18 protein-coding genes and 1 tRNA gene are annotated in these 16446 nt (G+C 67.7%); 12 read left to right on the top strand and 7 right to left on the bottom strand.

Features of this window, described 5'->3' with window-relative positions:
* Position 1 precedes the first annotated feature (1 nt).
* Both CTB96_RS00395 and CTB96_RS00390 read left to right on the top strand, forming a co-directional pair.
* Complete coding sequence (locus CTB96_RS00395; RefSeq protein WP_248283134.1) at positions 2-769, top strand: methionine ABC transporter permease; 768 nt, start codon at positions 2-4, stop codon at positions 767-769.
* 93 nt (positions 770-862) lie between these two features.
* Complete coding sequence (locus CTB96_RS00390) at positions 863-1702, top strand: MetQ/NlpA family ABC transporter substrate-binding protein (protein ID WP_110124931.1); 840 nt, start codon at positions 863-865, stop codon at positions 1700-1702.
* An 82-nt stretch (positions 1703-1784) separates the two neighbouring features.
* Here CTB96_RS00390 and CTB96_RS00385 read toward each other — a convergent pair whose 3' ends face one another.
* Positions 1785-2261 carry a GNAT family N-acetyltransferase gene (locus tag CTB96_RS00385; protein ID WP_181397081.1) on the bottom strand — a complete coding sequence of 159 codons (477 nt, stop codon included), beginning with the start codon at positions 2259-2261 and terminating at the stop codon, positions 1785-1787.
* A 72-nt stretch (positions 2262-2333) separates the two neighbouring features.
* Here CTB96_RS00385 and CTB96_RS00380 point away from each other — a divergent pair, with 72 nt between their 5' ends.
* Genes CTB96_RS00380 through CTB96_RS00370 form a run of 3 tightly spaced genes read left to right on the top strand, consistent with a single transcriptional unit; the run spans position 2334 to position 4385 of the window.
* Complete coding sequence (locus tag CTB96_RS00380) at positions 2334-2780, top strand: MaoC family dehydratase N-terminal domain-containing protein (RefSeq protein WP_110124930.1); 447 nt, start codon at positions 2334-2336, stop codon at positions 2778-2780.
* Entirely contained in the window at positions 2777-3211 is a 435-nt protein-coding gene (locus CTB96_RS00375) for a MaoC family dehydratase (protein ID WP_110124929.1), read from the top strand. The genes CTB96_RS00380 and CTB96_RS00375 overlap by 4 nt, the downstream gene beginning before the upstream one ends.
* Positions 3212-3218: 7 nt before the next feature.
* The gene (locus CTB96_RS00370; RefSeq protein ID WP_110124928.1) at positions 3219-4385 is read left to right on the top strand and encodes a UDP-N-acetylmuramate dehydrogenase; all 1167 of its coding nucleotides are present in this window, start codon (positions 3219-3221) and stop codon (positions 4383-4385) included.
* A gap of 135 nt (positions 4386-4520) precedes the next feature.
* On the opposite strand, the gene CTB96_RS00365 is transcribed toward CTB96_RS00370, so the two are convergent.
* From CTB96_RS00365 to CTB96_RS00350, 4 genes are read right to left on the bottom strand one after another with little or no spacing between them, the layout of a single operon-like run.
* On the bottom strand, positions 4521-5144 hold the full coding sequence (locus tag CTB96_RS00365) for a response regulator (protein WP_110124927.1): 624 nt from the start codon (positions 5142-5144) through the stop codon (positions 4521-4523).
* Complete coding sequence (locus CTB96_RS00360; protein WP_181397080.1) at positions 5141-6517, bottom strand: sensor histidine kinase; 1377 nt, start codon at positions 6515-6517, stop codon at positions 5141-5143. Before CTB96_RS00360 ends, CTB96_RS00365 begins: the two co-directional genes overlap by 4 nt.
* A gap of 53 nt (positions 6518-6570) precedes the next feature.
* On the bottom strand, positions 6571-7431 hold the full coding sequence (locus CTB96_RS00355) for an ABC transporter permease (RefSeq protein WP_110124925.1): 861 nt from the start codon (positions 7429-7431) through the stop codon (positions 6571-6573).
* Positions 7428-8321 carry an ABC transporter ATP-binding protein gene (locus tag CTB96_RS00350; RefSeq protein ID WP_110124924.1) on the bottom strand — a complete coding sequence of 298 codons (894 nt, stop codon included), beginning with the start codon at positions 8319-8321 and terminating at the stop codon, positions 7428-7430. Before CTB96_RS00350 ends, CTB96_RS00355 begins: the two co-directional genes overlap by 4 nt.
* 110 nt (positions 8322-8431) lie before the next feature.
* Here CTB96_RS00350 and CTB96_RS00345 point away from each other — a divergent pair, with 110 nt between their 5' ends.
* Positions 8432-9367 (top strand): hypothetical protein, encoded by a 936-nt coding sequence (locus CTB96_RS00345; protein ID WP_110124923.1) that lies wholly within the window; start codon positions 8432-8434, stop codon positions 9365-9367.
* A 73-nt stretch (positions 9368-9440) separates the two neighbouring features.
* Here the strand turns inward: CTB96_RS00345 and CTB96_RS00340 are convergent, their stop codons facing one another.
* Entirely contained in the window at positions 9441-10643 is a 1203-nt protein-coding gene (locus CTB96_RS00340; protein ID WP_181397079.1) for a pyridoxal phosphate-dependent aminotransferase, read from the bottom strand.
* 244 nt (positions 10644-10887) lie between these two features.
* Between CTB96_RS00340 and CTB96_RS00335 the strand changes: the two genes are divergently transcribed.
* The 6 genes from CTB96_RS00335 (at position 10888) to CTB96_RS00310 (ending at position 14601) form a co-directional block, all read left to right on the top strand.
* Positions 10888-10960, top strand: a tRNA-Trp gene (locus tag CTB96_RS00335).
* 42 nt (positions 10961-11002) lie between these two features.
* Entirely contained in the window at positions 11003-11275 is a 273-nt protein-coding gene (gene secE, locus CTB96_RS00330) for a preprotein translocase subunit SecE (RefSeq protein WP_110124922.1), read from the top strand.
* A 105-nt stretch (positions 11276-11380) separates the two neighbouring features.
* On the top strand, positions 11381-12388 hold the full coding sequence (nusG, locus tag CTB96_RS00325; protein ID WP_110124921.1) for a transcription termination/antitermination protein NusG: 1008 nt from the start codon (positions 11381-11383) through the stop codon (positions 12386-12388).
* Between the two features lie 107 nt (positions 12389-12495).
* The gene (gene rplK, locus CTB96_RS00320) at positions 12496-12927 is read left to right on the top strand and encodes a 50S ribosomal protein L11 (RefSeq protein ID WP_066592266.1); all 432 of its coding nucleotides are present in this window, start codon (positions 12496-12498) and stop codon (positions 12925-12927) included.
* Positions 12928-13063: 136 nt separating this feature from the next.
* Complete coding sequence (gene rplA / locus CTB96_RS00315; RefSeq protein WP_066592268.1) at positions 13064-13753, top strand: 50S ribosomal protein L1; 690 nt, start codon at positions 13064-13066, stop codon at positions 13751-13753.
* Positions 13754-13962: 209 nt separating this feature from the next.
* Entirely contained in the window at positions 13963-14601 is a 639-nt protein-coding gene (locus tag CTB96_RS00310) for a GntR family transcriptional regulator (RefSeq protein WP_110124920.1), read from the top strand.
* 11 nt (positions 14602-14612) lie between these two features.
* Here the strand turns inward: CTB96_RS00310 and CTB96_RS00305 are convergent, their stop codons facing one another.
* Entirely contained in the window at positions 14613-16277 is a 1665-nt protein-coding gene (locus CTB96_RS00305) for an ATP-binding cassette domain-containing protein (protein WP_110124919.1), read from the bottom strand.
* Positions 16278-16446 lie beyond the last annotated feature (169 nt).

Here is a 16446-nt window from a genome sequence, read left to right as displayed (position 1 = left end):
CGTGATCGATCCATCCGCACCCGACTTCTGGTCCGGCCTGTTCCAGGTGCTGCTCGTCGGCACCGGCCAGACCCTCTACATGGTGGGCGTCGCGCTGCTCATCACCATCATCGTGGGCCTGCCGCTCGGCATCGTGCTCGTCGGCACCGAGCCCGGCGGCCTGTTCGAGAAGTTGTTCGGTTCCCGCCGACTCGGCCAGGTGGTCAACAAGGTGCTCGAGTTCGTGGTCAACCTCGGCCGCAGCGTTCCGTTCATCATCCTGATGGTGGCCCTGATTCCGTTCACCCGGCTGGTGGTGGGCACGTTCATCGGCCCGACGGCCGCGATCGTGCCGCTGGCCGTCGTGGCGATCCCGTTCTTCGCCCGCATGGTGGAGATCGCGATCAAGGAGGTGGACACCGGGCTGATCGAGGCCGCGGAATCGCTCGGCGCGACCCGTTGGCAGATCGTGTCGAAGGTGCTGGTGCCCGAAGCCCTGTCGCCGATGATCCTGGGGCTCTCCACCACTGTCACGTCCATCATCAACTTCTCGGCCATGGTCGGCACTGTCGCCGGCGGCGGCCTGGGTGACGTGGCCGTGCGCTACGGCTACCAGCGCTACAGCACCATCCACATGGTCGCCGTGATCATCGTGATCTTCGTGATCGTGATGGTGCTGCAGGGCCTGGCCACGATGCTGGCCAAGCGTTTCGCCCACAAGTCCCGGCCCGAGCGGGCCGAACCCACCTCGGCGGCGCTCCGCGCGAGCGCCACCGCCGGTTCGGTCTAGGCAGCCGGGTCCCGCTCCACCCGGCCGCGCCGGAGTCAGCATGACGGCCGCGGCCACCACCTCACACCCGACCCACACGAGAAGAGACACCCCATGCAGTTCACCTCCCGCAGCACGCGCCTTGCTGGTGCCGCCGTTGCCATCTCCGCCCTGTTCGCCCTCACCGCGTGCGCCGGCTCGGCGGAAGAGCCTGCCGCCACGCCCGCCGCGGCCGGCGACGACCTCGGCACGATCACCGTGGGCGCCCTGGCCACGCCGGCCGGCGACATCCTCAAGTTCGTGCAGGACAACCTCGCGGCCGACGCCGGCCTGGACATCAAGTTCCAGGAGTTCACCGACTACAACACCCCGAACGTTGCGGTGTCCGACGGTTCGATCGACGCGAACCTGTTCCAGAACTCCACCTTCCTGGAGACCTACAACACGCAGGCCGGCGACGACCTGGTCAGTGTGGGCGAGATCTACCTGCCCAGCGCCGCGTTCTACAGCGACACCGTGACGTCGTTGGACGACCTCAAGGACGGCGCCACCATCGCCATCCCGAACGACCCGACCAACGAGGGCCGCGCCCTGAAGATCCTCGCCGGCGAAGGCCTGATCGAGACGACGGATGAGCCCACCTCGCTCGCCGACATCACCGAGAACCCGAACAAGTACGAGTTCCAGGAGATCGAGAACGCCACCCTGCCGCAGGCCGTGCAGGACGTGGACGCCGCCTTCGTCACCATCTCGTTCGCGCTCCCGGCCGGTCTCACCGCCGACCAGGCCATCCTGATCGAGGGCAAGGACAGCCAGTACGCCAACGTTCTGGCCACCACGCCCGAACTCGAGAACGACCCGCGCATCGTCAAGCTCAAGGAACTGCTGCTCTCCGACGAGACCGCGGCGTACATGGAAGACACCTGGGGCGGACTGGTCATCCCGTCCGTCTAGGTTCCCGGCCCCGCGAACCGTGAGAAAAGCCCCGAAAAATCGCGCATCCTGGTGCTTTTCTCACGGTTCGTGGGATCTCGAGTCAGTGGCGGGGCGTTCGTGCTTCCGTCGCAAGGTCGAGTTCGAACGCCGTCGCACCCTCGTAGGGGCCGAAACTGTCGATCTCGGAGAATCCCAGCCGACGGTACATGGCCAGCGCCTCTGGCTGGGCGTAACCCGTCTCCAGCCGCACCCGCCGGTAGCCCAGTTGCTCAGCCAGGCCGGCCAGCTCGCGCAACAGGCGACTGGCGTGGCCCTGGCGGCGGTAGTCGGGGTTGGTCCACATGCGCTTGACCTCGACGGTCTCGTCGTCGATGCGACGCAGGCCACCGCCGGCGACGGTGGTGCCGTCATCGACCAGAACGAGGAACGCCCCGGTGGGGGCGTCGAACTCGGCGGCCTCGACATCGAGCACGGAGTCGCCGGCACCGGGGCCGTAACGGGTCTCGTACTCCTGGCGGAGCCCGGTGAGCAGGGGAGCGACCTCAATGGAGGCTAAAGCGACAACAAGATAATCCACTGGACCAAGTGTGCACCAGGCGGCGGGGGCGAACAATTCTGCTCCCTTGACCGGCGCAAGTACACTCGGTACGTGTCCGTGAATCCAGCAATCCAGGGCCGGGTCTTTCCCGCCGTGCCGCCGTATCTCGTCGGCCGGGAGAAGGTGCGCGAGTTCGCGCGCGCCGTCTTTGCGACCAACCCGATCAACTTCGACCCCGAAGCCGCGCGTGCCGCCGGGCACAGCGATGTCGTCGCGCCGCCCACCTTCGCCGTCGTGGTGCAGGAAGCGACCCTCGCCCAGCTCCTCGCCGAACCCGACGCCGGTATCGACTTCACCCGGGTCGTGCACGGCGACCAGCGCTTCAGCTACAGCCGGCCGATCGTGGCCGGTGACGAGCTCACCGCCACGCTCACCGTCGCCAGCGTGAAGAGCCTCGGCGGCCACTCCATGGTCACGGCCGAGTCCGTCGTGGTCGATGCGACCGGTGCCCACGTGGTCACCGCCACCTCCACCCTTGTCGTCAGGGGAGACGAATGACCAGCATCAGCATCCCGGCCCTCGACGGCCTGACCGTCGGCGACATCGTCGCCGAAAGCAGCTTCCCCCTCACCCGGGACTCGCTCGTGCGTTACGCCGGCGCATCCGGCGACTTCAACCCGATCCACTACCGCGACGACGTGGCCGAGGCCGTCGGCCTGCCCGGCGTTCTCGCGCACGGCATGCTCACCATGGGCCTGGCCATCCAGCCCGTCGTGGATTGGGCCGGCGACCCCGCCAGGGTGGTCGACTACCAGGTGCGTTTCACCCGGCCCGTTCCCGTCGACCCCGACCTCGGTGCCGTCGTCACCGTGGTGGCCAAGGTGGGCGCTCTCGACGCGGAGGCCGGCATTGCCCGGATCGACCTCACGGTCACCTTCAATTCGGTGACCGTGCTCGGCAAGGCGCAGGCACGCGTCTCGCTCGTCTGAGGCGGCCGTGTCTGAACCGGTGAATTTCTCGCTCCTCACGACCCTCAAGGTCGGCGGCGCCCCGGCGCGCCTCGTCGAGCCCGCCGATGAGGCCGGCCTGATCGACGCGACCCGTGAGGCGTGGGCATCCGACGAGCCCTGGATGCTTCTCGGTGGCGGCTCGAACACCGTCGCCGCCGACGACGGCTTCGACGGCACCGTCATCCTGGTGCGCACCCGCGGCGTGCAGGTTCTGCCGGCCCCGACCGAGCCGGAGACCGACGGCCCCAACGGGCAGAGCGTGCGCATCCGGGTGCAGGCCGGAGAACCGTGGGACGAACTGGTGGCCCTCACCGTGGCCAACGGCTGGGCGGGTATCGAAGCGCTCTCCGGCATCCCCGGCACCAGCGGCGCCGCCCCGGTGCAGAACATCGGCGCATACGGTCAAGAGCTGGCGCAGAGTCTGTCCGCGATCGACTTCCTGGACTACGAGACCGGCGAGGTCGAGCATCTCTCCGCCGCGGACCTGGGACTCGGCTACCGCACCTCCGTGCTCAAGCAGGGCCGGCGCGGGCTGGTGCTGGCCATCGAACTCGAACTGCGTGACATGTCGGCGCAGGCCGCGGTACTCGGCAGTGCACAGAGCCTGCCGGTGAACTACCCGCAGCTCGCCCAGGCTCTGGGCGTACAGCTGGGAGATCGAGTGCCGTTGACCGAGCTGCGAGCGAGCGTGCTCGGCCTGCGGGCCGGCAAAGGCATGGTGCTCGATGCGAGCGACCCCGACACGTTCAGCGCCGGGTCGTTCTTCACCAACCCGATCGTGACCGAGAGCTTCGCCCGCACCCTGCCCGCGGAGGCGCCGCGCTGGAAGCAGGCCGACGTGGAGCTGCCCGACCGAGTGATCCCGCTCGACGAGTACGCCGGGGTTGGGCCCGTGCCCGGTGCCGAGGTGCTGCGCACGGTGAAGCTCAGCGCCGCCTGGCTGATCGAGAACTCCGGCATCCGTCGCGGGTTCCGGCTGCCCGGCTCGAACGCCGCCATTTCGAGCAAGCACACTCTGGCCATCACCAACCGGGGCGGCGCCACCGCCGACGAGATCGGCCAGCTCGCCCGGTTCGTGCAGCAGCGGGTGCAGGCCGACTTCGGTGTCATCCTGCAGCCGGAGCCCGTCTTCGTGGGCTTCTCCCTCCTCTAACCCGGCAGCCCTCCAGGCCTCCCGCCCTCCCGCCGAGAGGGCAGTTGGGGCTAGTTCTGGTGCCTCCCAACTGACCTCAAGTGCCCTCTCGCGAGAGGGGGTGTTGGCGAGAGAGGGCGAGGCAGGCGGTGCGAGCTAGAGCAGGCGCAGTTCCATCGCCAGGGTGACGGCACGGGTGCGGTCGCTCACGCCGAGCTTGTCGAAGACGTGCAGCAGGTGGGTCTTCACCGTGGCCTCACCGATGAACAGCGAGCGGGCGATTTGCGGGTTGCTCTCGCCCGCTGCGACCAGGCGCAGCACGTCGAGTTCCCGAGCCGATAGCCGCGGTGCCGGTGCCGCATCAGCCCGTACCCGCTGCACCAGCCGGGCGGCGATCACGGGCGCCAACACGGTCTGGCCGCCGGCCACCGAGCGCACGCCCTCGATGATCTCGGCCTGCGGAGCCGCTTTGAGCAGGTAGCCGCTGGCGCCGGCGGCAATGGCGCCGAGGATCTGGTCGTCGGTCTCGTAGGTGGTGAGGATCAGCACCCGGGTCGCCGGGTTCTCCGCCAGGATCGCGGCGGTGGCGGCAGCGCCGTCGAGGTGCGGCATCCGCAGGTCCATCAGCACCAGGTTGGGCCGCAGCTCTGCCGCCAGGAGCACGGCGGCGGCGCCGTCGGCAGCCTCCCCGACCACCTCGATGTCGTCCGCGACGCCGAGCAGACCCACAATGCCGCTGCGCACGATCGGATGGTCGTCAGCCACCAGCACCCGGATCATCGGGCTGCCGCGCCGGTGGGCACTGCCGGCGCCGTCGCCACGGCCGGTGCGGAGACCGGCAGAGTGACCCGGAGGGTGGTGCCGTGCCCGTCGGCGGTGGCCTCGGCCGCGACGTCGGCGATCGGGCCGGTTCCTGACGGGGTCTCGCCGACGGCGATCGAGCCTGTGCGCGGCGGGGTAGCATCGGTGGCGACCTCGAGGCTCCCGCCGACGAGGGCGAGCCTGTCACGCATCCCGGCCAGGCCGAAGCCCTGTTCGGTGGTGGGGGTGTAGTCGCCCAGTCCACGGCCGTTGTCGGCGACGGTGAGCACGATGTCACGGCCGGTCCGCTCGATGCCGATCCGGGCGGTCCCGGCGCGGGAGTGCTTGCGCACGTTGGCCAGGCCTTCCTGCACGCAGCGCAGCAGCACGACCTCCAAGGCACGGTCGAGCACGGGCGCCGCGCTGGTTCCGGCGTTGCCGAGTCCGTCAAGGTCGAGGTGCACCTGGATCCTGGTTTCTCGTTCGAAGCGTTCTGCCAACCGGGTCAGGGTGTGCGCCAGGTCACCGTCGCCCACCCGGGGTGGCGCCATGGAGGCCACCAGGGCGCGCGCCTCGGCCAGGGCGTCTCGGCCGGTGGCCTCGATGAGGTCGACGCTGTCTGCGGCTACGGATGTGTCGACAGGCAGGGCGTCGAGTTCGCGGCGAGTGCGCTGAGCGAGCATGACCAGGCTGGTCAGGCTCTGCGCGATGGTGTCGTGGATCTCGCGGGCGAGGCGCTCCCTCTCGCTCGCGCTGCCGGCATCCCGGTGCAACAGGGCGAGTTCGTCCTGGGCCAGGGTGAGCTTCTCCACCAGCCGGCGCTGCTCGGCACCGGCGGTGGCGATGCGCGTGATCCAGGTGCCCATGGCCAGGGCGAACACGAATGAGATCGTCTCGATGGCCACGGCCTGGGCAGCGGCGTCCGGTGTGCGCCCACCATTGACCCAGAGCCCCAGACCGGTCACGACGGTCAAGGCCGCGCTGAGCAGGATGGCGTGGCGGAACGAGTCGGCCAGGGCCCAGATCAGCGGGAAGGCCAGCGTCTGGAGGGTGGCCATGCTCGGATCAAACGCTGTGGCGACACCGCAGCCGACGATGAGGGTGATACGCAACATCCGGGCGGAGCCGGGGTACGTCACGTGATCGAATCCGGACGATCCGCGATCGCCGGGTACGGGTCGGGGTCGCAGCATCCGCCTGCCCCAGATGATGTAGGCCACCCCGACCGCCGCCAGTGACAGTACCGCGCCGGTGGCGCTCACAATATGCGTGTCCGAGCCTTCCAGCGCGATGGCGGCCAGGACGGTCAGGGATCCGGCCACGATCAGGTCCCACCACCGTCTGGCATTCATGCGCCAAGCATCCCATGCCGCAGCGGGGACCTGCGGCAGGGACGGCCGGCGCATCAGGCGTCCTTGCGGATCCAGCGGAAGCTGAGGCGACTGCCGACCAGGCCCACCACCAGCCAGATCAGCAGGGCGAGCGCCACCAGGCCGAGCTCCCAGGCGCCGTTCTGCTCCTGGGCGGCGAACGTCTCCGGCAGGAACACCGCCCGCATGCCCTGCGCCATCCACTTGAGCGGGAACAGCCCGGCAATGTTCTGCATCCACTCGGGCAGGGCATTGAACTGCAGATAGACACCCGAGATGAACTGCAGCACCAGCACAATCGGGATCACCACGGCCGACGCGCTCCGGCCGGACCGCGGCAGGGCGGAGAGCGCGATGCCCAAGAACGCGCAGGTGATCACGCCGAGCAGGAACACCCAGGCGAAGGTGAGCCACTTCTCCGGGTCGGTGGGCAGCGCGATGTTGAAGACGAACCTGGCCACGATCAGCAGCAGCACGGCCTGCAGGATGCCCGTGACGAGCACCTGCCCGATCTTGCCGATGAAGTAGCTCAGCGGCGACAGCGGAGTGCCGCCGAGGCGTTTGAGGGTGCCGTCGCCCTTCTCGCCGGCGATATCGATGGCCAGGTTCTGCAGGCCGGAGAGGAGCATGCCGGCGGCCAGCATGCCGGGCAGGTAATAGGCGCCGACGCTGATGCCGCCGGAGCCGTCTGGGTTGGTGCCGATGTTGCCCTGGGCCGAGAACGCGGCCGTGAAGATGCCGAGCATGATGAACGGGAACAAAAAGGTGAAGAAGACCGTGTCGGTGGAGCGGAAGTAGAGCTTGATCTCGAAACCGATCCGGGACAGCCCGAGGCTCAGAATGCCGTGCCGGGCCGTGCGGGCGCGTACCGGCTGGGGGGACAGGGTCGAGCTCATGCGAGCACCTCCGCGTTCTCGGGGTTGCTGGTGGTCGCGGCGTGCCGACGCACCAGGCCCAGGTAGATGTCTTCGAGGCTGGGACGGATGACCTGCAGTTCTGCCGGTTCTCCGCCCGCGTCTGCGGCCAGTTCGGCCACCAGCCGGGCGGGGCTGTCGGTGCGCGTCTCGTGCCGCGCTCCGGAGGCGTCGCGCCAACGCACCATCGGGGTGCGGGCGGCTGGGCCGCCGAGTTCGCCGATGGCGCCGATGTCGATGAGCTGGCCGCCCACGATGATGCCGGCCCGGTCGCTGAGTTCTGCCGCCTCGTCGAGATTGTGGGTGGTGAGCAGGATGGTGGTGCCCTCGGCCTTGAGCGACCGGATGAGGTCCCAGAACTGATGCCGCGCCTCGGGGTCGAAGCCCGTGGTCGGTTCGTCAAGGAAGAGGAGTTCCGGCCGTCCGATGATGCCGAGCGCGACATCCACCCGGCGCTGTTGGCCACCGGAGAGCTTGTGGATGCGGGTCTTGGCCTTGGCCTCGAGCCCGACGGCAGCGATCACCTCGTCGACCGGGCGGGGGTTGGGATACAGGCCGGCGAAGTGGCGCAACTGCTCGACCACCGTGGCATTGCCGCTCTCCCCGCTGGACTGCAGCACAATGCCGATGCGGGCCTTCCAGTCCAGGCCGCCGTGCTGCGGGTCGACGCCGAGCACCGTGATGTCGCCTTCGGAGCGATCGCGGTAGCCTTCCAGGATTTCGATGGTGCTGCTCTTGCCGGCCCCGTTCGGTCCGAGCAGTGCGAAGGTCTCACCGGGCATGATGTCGAAGCTGATGTCGGAGACGGCATCGAAGTCACCGTAGGACTTGCTCAGCCGCGCCACGCGCACGGCCGGAGTGGAAGTTGTCATGACATCAGACTCGTCCCCGGAGCCTGCCTGGGCAACACCCTTCTGGCCGACTCGGGTATCCACCGGTCGGTGGACTCGCTAAAGTTCGACAACAACTAAATGGGGGAAACATGACGACCGAACCGACCGAACCGACGGCCCCGACGCCGCCGAATGACCCGGCCGAACCGGCCACGCCGAGCGCGCCGGTGGCTCCGCCGGTTCCCGCCGCAGCGTTCGCGCCTGCAGCAGCCACACCTCCCGGCCCGCCCAGCGGCCCCCCGGCCGCCGGACCGACACCGCCACCGCGCCGCGGCGGCCTGCCCGGCTGGGCCTGGGCGCTCATCGCCGGCGCCGCCGTGCTCCTGGTCGGCATCGTCGTGGTGGCCGTGATTGTGGTCAACTCGGTGCTGGGCGGCATCACGAGCCCGACCGTGACCGAGGAACCGCTTGCGGCTCCCACCGCCACCGCCCCAGAGACCGCGGATCCCACCGCCACCGCGATGCCAACGGAGGAACCCGCAACGGGCGGCGCAGTGCCGACCGGAGTGACCAGCCTCGATGACTACGTCGACGTGGGAACGTCTTTCCCGATCTGGCGATTCCCGCTCGAGGACGGCTGGGAGATCACCGTCTTCGACCAGCAGGGCGTCAACCAGGCTCAGAACGACGAGCTCGGCTGCCTCTTCACGTCGTCGCAGAACAAGCAGCCTCCGTACGACCTCGACGCGACCGACGACCGCAGCGACACCGAGGCGAGCATCGCCGCCCTCACGCAGCAGATGGTGGACAGCGTGGACGAGGCGGCCGTTGTCGGCGCACTCGGCAGCGCCGACATCGCCCTGACCCAGGCCGGGTCGGAGGACAGGATCGAGTTCGCCACCAGCCGGGTCGATTACGTCAACCCGCAGGACGGCCAGGACTACACGAACCAGGTCGGGGCCAGGGCCATGCCGCAAGCCGAATCGTTCATGTACTACGTCGTGAGCTGCCCGAGCGCACTGGTCGAAGCCGGGAACAGCCCGTTCGCCGACCTCGGCGAAGCCCTCGCCGTCGTTTTCGAGTAGCCGCCCGGCCCGCGAGCTGTGAGTAAAGCACCCAAATCCCGCCGGGATCGGTGCTTAGCTCACGGCTCGCGGGTTAGGAGAACAGCTTTTGCAGGCGCTGAACGCCCTCGAGGAGGGCATCGTCGCCGAGCGCGTATGAGAGCCGCAGGAAGCCGCTCGGGCCGAAGGCCTCGCCGGGAACCGCGGCCACCTCGGCCTGGTCGAGGATCAGGTCGGCCAGCTCGAGCGAGGTGGTCGGCGTGACACCGTTCCAGGTGCGGCCGAGCAGGCCGGTGACATCCGGGTAGACGTAGAACGCCCCCTGCGGGGTCGGCGTGAGAATGCCGGGGATCTTGTTCAGCTCGGAGACGATCAGCTTGCGGCGACGGTCGAAGGCGAGCCGCATGGCCTCGGCGTCGTCCTGGGGTCCGTTCAGCGCCGCAATGCCGGCGCGCTGGGAGATGTTCGACACGTTCGAGGTGAGGTGCGACTGCAGGTTGGCCGCGGCCGTGATCGCATCCTGCGGTCCCACCATCCAGCCCAGGCGCCACCCCGTCATGGCGTAGGTCTTGGCAACGCCGTTGACCAGGATGGTGCGGTCGGCCAGCGCCGGAACGGCCTCGACAATCGAGACCGCGCGCACCCCGTCGTAGGTGAGGTTCTGGTAGATCTCGTCACTGATCACCCAGAGGCCGTGTTCCTCTGCCCACTGGCCGATGGCGAGGGTCTCAGCCTCGGAATAGACGGCGCCGGTGGGGTTGGACGGGGAGACGAAGAGCAGCACCTTGGTCTTCTCGGTGCGCGCGGCCTCGAGCTGCTCCACCGTGACCAGGTAGCCCTGGTCGCTGCCGGCGAAAACCTCGACCGGAACTCCGCCGGCCAGCCGGATGGCCTCGGGATACGTGGTCCAGTACGGCGCGGGCAGCAGCACTTCGTCGCCCGGGTCGAGCACGGTGGCGAAGGCCTGGTACACGGCCTGCTTGCCGCCATTGGTGACGAGCACGCGTGACGGCGGAACGGCCAGGCCGCTGTCGCGCAGGGTCTTCGCGGCGATGGCTTCGCGCAGCTCCGGCAGCCCGGCCGCCGGCGTGTACCGGTGGTTCTTCGGGTCGAGCACGGCGGCAGAGGCCGCCTCGACGATGTGCGCCGGCGTGGGGAAGTCGGGTTCTCCGGCGGCGAAGCTGATCACCGGCCGGCCGGCCGCCTGCAGGGCCTTCGCCTTGCCGTCGACTTTGAGGGTCGCGGACTCCGCAATGGAGCCGATTCGGGTGGATATCCGTTTGATGTCGTGTGCCACGCTTCGAGCATACGGGGAGGTCCGGCCCCGGCACAGTGGTGCGCACGAGGCCCGGGGAACCCCGCTGGCTTTACAGTGCCCCAATCGTCACCTAGACTTGATCCGGTAGTTGAATTCTGCCATGCTTTTTTGCGCCAATTTTGGTCACCCGATGCGGTTAACGTTCGCTGTTAATCCTCGGTGCGGCACCAGGATCGACGCCAGGGCATGGGAGGGTAGAACTTCCTGGAGTTTCTAACTTCATAGGGTGGTGGCTCAATTGGTAGAGCAGCGGTCTCCAAAACCGCAGGTTGCAGGTTCGAGTCCTGTCCGCCCTGCAAGTCGGTGGTATTTCCGCCGGCCCACGAAAGGTGTAACAGGTGGCCCGAAAAGTTATCGACGAACCCAGCGAGGAAATCGTCGCCGACGCCAGAGTGGCCCGCGAATCAAAGCGCGGTCCATTCGCTCGAGTGTCCCTGTTTATCAAGCAGGTCCTGGCCGAACTCCGCAAGGTCGTCACCCCGACCCGCAAGGAACTGCTCAGCTACACCGGAGTGGTTCTGATTTTCGTCGTGATCATGATGGCGCTGGTATCGGCACTCGACTGGGTGTTCGCGCTCGTCGTCACGTACGTATTCGGCACTCCCAGTTGACCCGTGCCGCGGAAGCGGCACCGAGACTGATCATGAACGTGGATCGGTGAGCGAGCACCACGGTGCAGGCCCACGCCCACGCAATAGAAGAAGGATTGATATTTAGTGACTGAGACCAATCGCGACGACGTCGACTGGGCCACTGCCGCCGAGCAGTCCGCCAACGACGATGAGGCGCAGGAGGGCAACACCCTCGCCGCCGACGAAACGTCGGTCGAAGCCGCCGAACAGGTAGCCCTGCACGTCGAAGACGAGAACGCCGACATCGAAGACGATCTCGACGCCGCGCTCGACGCCCTCGCCGAGTCCACCGACCCCGAGGCCGACGCCATCGTCGAAGACGCCCTCGACATCGACTCCGCCGACGAGGCCGAGGCCGCCGTCGAAGCCGTCGAAGACGAAGAAGAGATCGACGGCGACGCCGACGCATCCGACGCCGACGCATCCGTCGCCGACGCATCCGTCGTCGAGGTTGACGCCGACGCCGAGGCCGAAGAAGAAGACCCGTACGAAGCTTTCCGCAAGGAACTGCGGTTCCAGCCCGGCAAGTGGTTCGTCATCCACTCCTACGCCGGCTTCGAACGTCGCGTGAAGTCGAACATCGAGAACCGCAAGCAGTCGATGGCCATGGAAGATTTCATCTACCAGGTCGAGGTTCCGATGGAAGACGTCGTCGAGATCAAGAACGGCCAGCGCAAGATGGTCACCCGCGTTCGCATTCCCGGCTACGTGCTGGTGCGCATGGACCTCAACGAAGATAGCTGGTCTGTCGTGCGCCACACCCCCGGGGTCACCGGCTTCGTGGGCAACGCGCACAACCCCACCCCGCTGCGTTTCGAAGAAGCCTTCGGCATGCTCAAGGGCCTCGTTGAGATCAAGGATGTTCCGGTCACCAAGTCCGGTGCGCCCGGCAAGGCCGCCCAGCGCGTCCTGCCCGCCGAGATCGACTACGAAATCGGCGAGACCATCACGATCAAGGAAGGCTCGTTCGCGGGCCTGCCCGGTTCGATCAGCGAGATCAAGCCCGAGAGCGGCAAGCTCATCGTGCTCGTGTCGCTCTTCGAGCGCGAGACCCCGGTCGAGCTCAGCTTCGACCAGGTCACCAAGCTTTAGGTTCTGCCCGGCTTCGGCCAGCAGGACTTTGAACCACCGGGGCCCATCCGGGCCACCGGGAGAGCGACCTTCGCGGCCGCTCGAACATCAATAACGAAGGAAGAACAATGGCACCGAAGAAGAAGGTTACTGGTCTGATCAAGCTTCAGATCAAGGCCGGCGCCGCCAACCCCGCACCCCCCATCGGGCCGGCGCTGGGTCAGCACGGCGTGAACATCATGGAATTCTGCAAGGCCTACAACGCCCAGACCGAATCCCAGCGCGGCAACGTCATCCCGGTTGAGATCACCGTGTACGACGACCGTTCGTTCACGTTCATCCTGAAGACCCCGCCCGCAGCGGAGCTCATCAAGAAGGCCGCTGGAGTCGCCAAGGGCAGCGGAACCCCGCACACCGTCAAGGTTGCCAAGCTCACCAAGGCGCAGGTTCGCGAAATCGCCGAGGCCAAGATGGTTGACCTCAACGCCAATGACCTCGACGCCGCGTCGAAGATCATCGCCGGAACCGCTCGCTCCATGGGCATCACGGTCGAGGGCTAATACCCTCTCGTTCGATTCGTCGAACACTTAGCCGACAGGCATGGTCTTTCTGACCTGCCGACAGGCACCAAGTGGAAGAGCCAGCCAGGCTCACGAAAACCACGCTCTCAGCACATGCATCTACAGGAGATTCAAAATGGCACCCAAGTCAAAGGCCTACCGCGCTGCGGTCGAGAAGATCGAAGCCGATAAGTTCTACACCCCCACCGAAGCCGTCACCCTCGCTCGCGAGACCGGTTCCGTCAAGTTCAACTCCACCGTCGAGGTCGCGCTCAAGCTCGGCGTCGACCCGCGCAAGGCAGACCAGATGGTCCGCGGCACCGTGATTCTTCCTCACGGTACCGGCAAGACCGCCCGCGTCATCGTCTTCGCAACGGGCCCCGCGGCTGAGGCAGCAATCGCTGCCGGCGCCGACGAGGTCGGTGGCGACGAGCTCATCGAGAAGGTAGCCGCTGGCTACACCTCGTTCGACTCCGCCGTCTCGACCCCCGAGCTCATGGGCAAGGTCGGTCGTCTCGGTAAGGTCCTCGGCCCGCGCGGTCTCATGCCCAACCCGAAGACCGGAACCGTGACGCCTGACGTCGCCAAGGCCGTGTCCGACATCAAGGGCGGAAAGATCGAATTCCGCGTCGACAAGCACTCCAACGTGCACTTCGTCGTTGGCAAGGCTTCGTTCTCGGCCGACCAGCTCAACGAGAACATCGGTGCAGCACTCGAGGAGATCGTTCGCCTCAAGCCGAGCTCCTCCAAGGGCCGCTACATCACCAAGGGCGCCGTCTCGACCACGTTCGGTCCTGGCATCCCGCTGGACGTCAACAGCATCTAAGTAGACCGCTGTTCGCAGCACGAAACAGTCAAGGGGCCCGTCACACGACGGGCCCCTTTTCGTGTGCCCACCGTGACGAGCAGCCCCAGGACGCGACCCCCAGTCCACGGGGCCGCGGCGCCCGATTGGGCCCGAGTGGGCCCGTTCGGCTCGGTAGTGTGTAAAGCTCGAGCAACGGGTGGGGTGCCCGTGGGGGAGGGAGAGGCACTGTGGCGTCTACCGGTGGTGAAACCGTCTACCTGACCCTGCGCGCGCGCATCCTCTCTGGAGAGCTGGGCGCCAACGCGGTTCTCCGCGAACAGGCCCTAGCCGAAGAGCTCGGCGTGAGCCGCACGCCGGTGCGGGAAGCTCTGCGACGCCTCGATGAGGCCGGGCTGGTGTCGTTCGTGCCCAACCGCGGAGCGACCGTCGTGGAGTGGTCGCTCGAGCAGGTGCGGGAAACCTATATTGTGCGGGCCGCCCTGGAAAGCCGGGCCGCGGGCCTGGCCGCGACCCGTATCACCGTCGCCGAACTCGACCAGCTCAGCGACCTCATCGACGCCATGGAGCCGGTGGTGGCGGCGACCGACCCTGACGGCGTCACTGAGCTGGGCCGGCTCAACGCCGAGTTCCACCGGATCGTGGTGTCGGCGTCCCGGAGCGCGCAGCTGATCACGTTGACCTCTTCCGTGGCCCGGGTGCCGTTGATGGCTGAGGCCTTCCGCCGGGACGGCGTGCAGTTCCGGGCTCGGAGCAACCACCAACACCGTGACATCCTCACGGCACTTCGCTCCGGCGACAGCCTCTGGGCCGAGGTGGCGATGCGCTCGCATGTCCTCGCCGCCCGCAACGCGGTCGCCGAGGGCTGACCCCGTCGCGCTCAGTCGTCGAACGAGACCGGAAGGGTCATCGGGCCCGTCAGCAGATACTGCGAGTGCGGATGCTGCGGATTGGTGAGCAGGTCGGTGGCCGAGGCGTGTTCAACGATGGTGCCGGCGCGCATCACCGCCACCCGCTCGCACCGCGCGACCACCTCCATCCGGGTCGAGATCACGATGAGGGTGAAGCCGCGCTCATGGTGCAGATCGTGCAGCAGGTCGAGCACCTGGGTCTCGGCCGCAGCGTCGAACCCCAGGGTGGGCTCGAACGCGATGAGCAGCTCCGGTTCCGCGCCGATCGCGCCGGCCAGCAACACCCGCCCAGCAGTCTCGGCCGACAGCTGATGCGGATACGCGGTGAAGACATCCTCGACGGTGTCGATGCCGACCCGCCTGAGCAACTGGAGCGCCGCCTCACGGGCACCGGATCTGCTCGCGCCTGACCGCGCGGCCAGGATGCCGGTGAGCGTCTTGCCCACGCGCACCCGCGGGTCGAGGCGATGGCTGGACGGTGAGTCGAGAATGCCGATCTTCGCCCCGCGCAGGCGCCGGAACTCGCGTTCGGGCAGCCCGACGAGCTCGCGACCGTCGAAGAGGATCGACCCGCTCCGCACCGGGGTGCGGGCGGGGAGGAGGCCCACGATGGCCCGGCAGAGCTGGCCGGCTCCGGAGGAGTGGTCGCCGATGATGGCCACGGCCTCACCCCGGGCGACCGTGAGGTTGATGGCATCGCCGGGCCCGGCCGGGTGCGGTTCCTCTGCCCAGGGCTGCTCCGGCGCCTGGTGGATGCGCAGGTCACGAATGTCGAGCAGATCCGCCGACCGGAAGCCGGTGGACGGCAGGCTCATCGCCGGCACCGGGTGCTCACCGCGGCCACCCGGACCGGTCCGCCAGCCATCGACCGGCGCGAGGCCCCGCCCCGTCGCGGTAGCGAGTGCGACCACGAGGATCCCGATCGCGGCGGCAACCGCGCAACCGAGCACGACGGGCAGGCTCCCGGCGGGAAGCAACGGCAGGTCGTCCGGGAGGGATGCCCGGGTGTACACCGCCTGCACGATCAGGGCCTCGCAGTAGATCACGATGAGCTCCGCCGCGAGCACGGTGAGTATGGCAGGCAGGGTGCGACGCAGCACGCGGCGCATGACCATTCCGGTGGTCGGCAGTCCGCGGAGTCTGGCGGTGCGTACGAACCCCTCGAGCGACACGGCACGGGCGGCGCTCCGCACGTGCACGGAGATGGCCAGCGCCGCCCCGAGGAGCACGGCGGTCACGGGCAGCAGAAGCGTGCTGAGTAGAGCGATGCGGGCCACGGCGGTGCGTTCGTCAGCGAGCATCGACATCAGCTCGGAGTGCAGGGCGACCCAGAACCCGCCCAGCAGAACCGCCCAGCCCAGGCACAGGCCGAGGCCGGTGATCACCAGGGCGCGCATGGTCTGGTCGACCCATCCGCCGCGGTGGGCCGTCACCAGCCCGAGGCCGACGCCGAGTACGGCGGACAGTACCGGGGTGGCCGCAGCGGCGGTGGCCGTGATCGGAAGCTGGGTGAGGAGCAGGTGGAGCAGCGCGTCGTCTGGGTCGGAAAGCCTGCTGATGAGGATCACGCCGCTACCTGCCAGCGACAGGAGGATCACCACTCCGAGCCAGCGGGTTCCTGCAACAGCGCGCATGCATGCTCGGATCTGATCGTGACGAATGTGTTCGATTGAAAACTGGGAGTCAGCCAGCGGTGATACGCCGACTGTATGCAAGATCAGCAGATCTAGTCGGTGTTGTCAGGATATCGCCCGGATCGTGCGTGGTAAATCCCCGATTTTGTATGCATAAACCTCAGCGCGT

The organism is Cryobacterium arcticum, from assembly GCF_003185895.1.
Classification (GTDB): Bacteria; Actinomycetota; Actinomycetes; order Actinomycetales; family Microbacteriaceae; genus Cryobacterium; species Cryobacterium arcticum.
The sequence above is the reverse complement of the archived record's forward strand: the minus strand, read 5'-3'. Positions and strand labels throughout refer to the sequence as shown.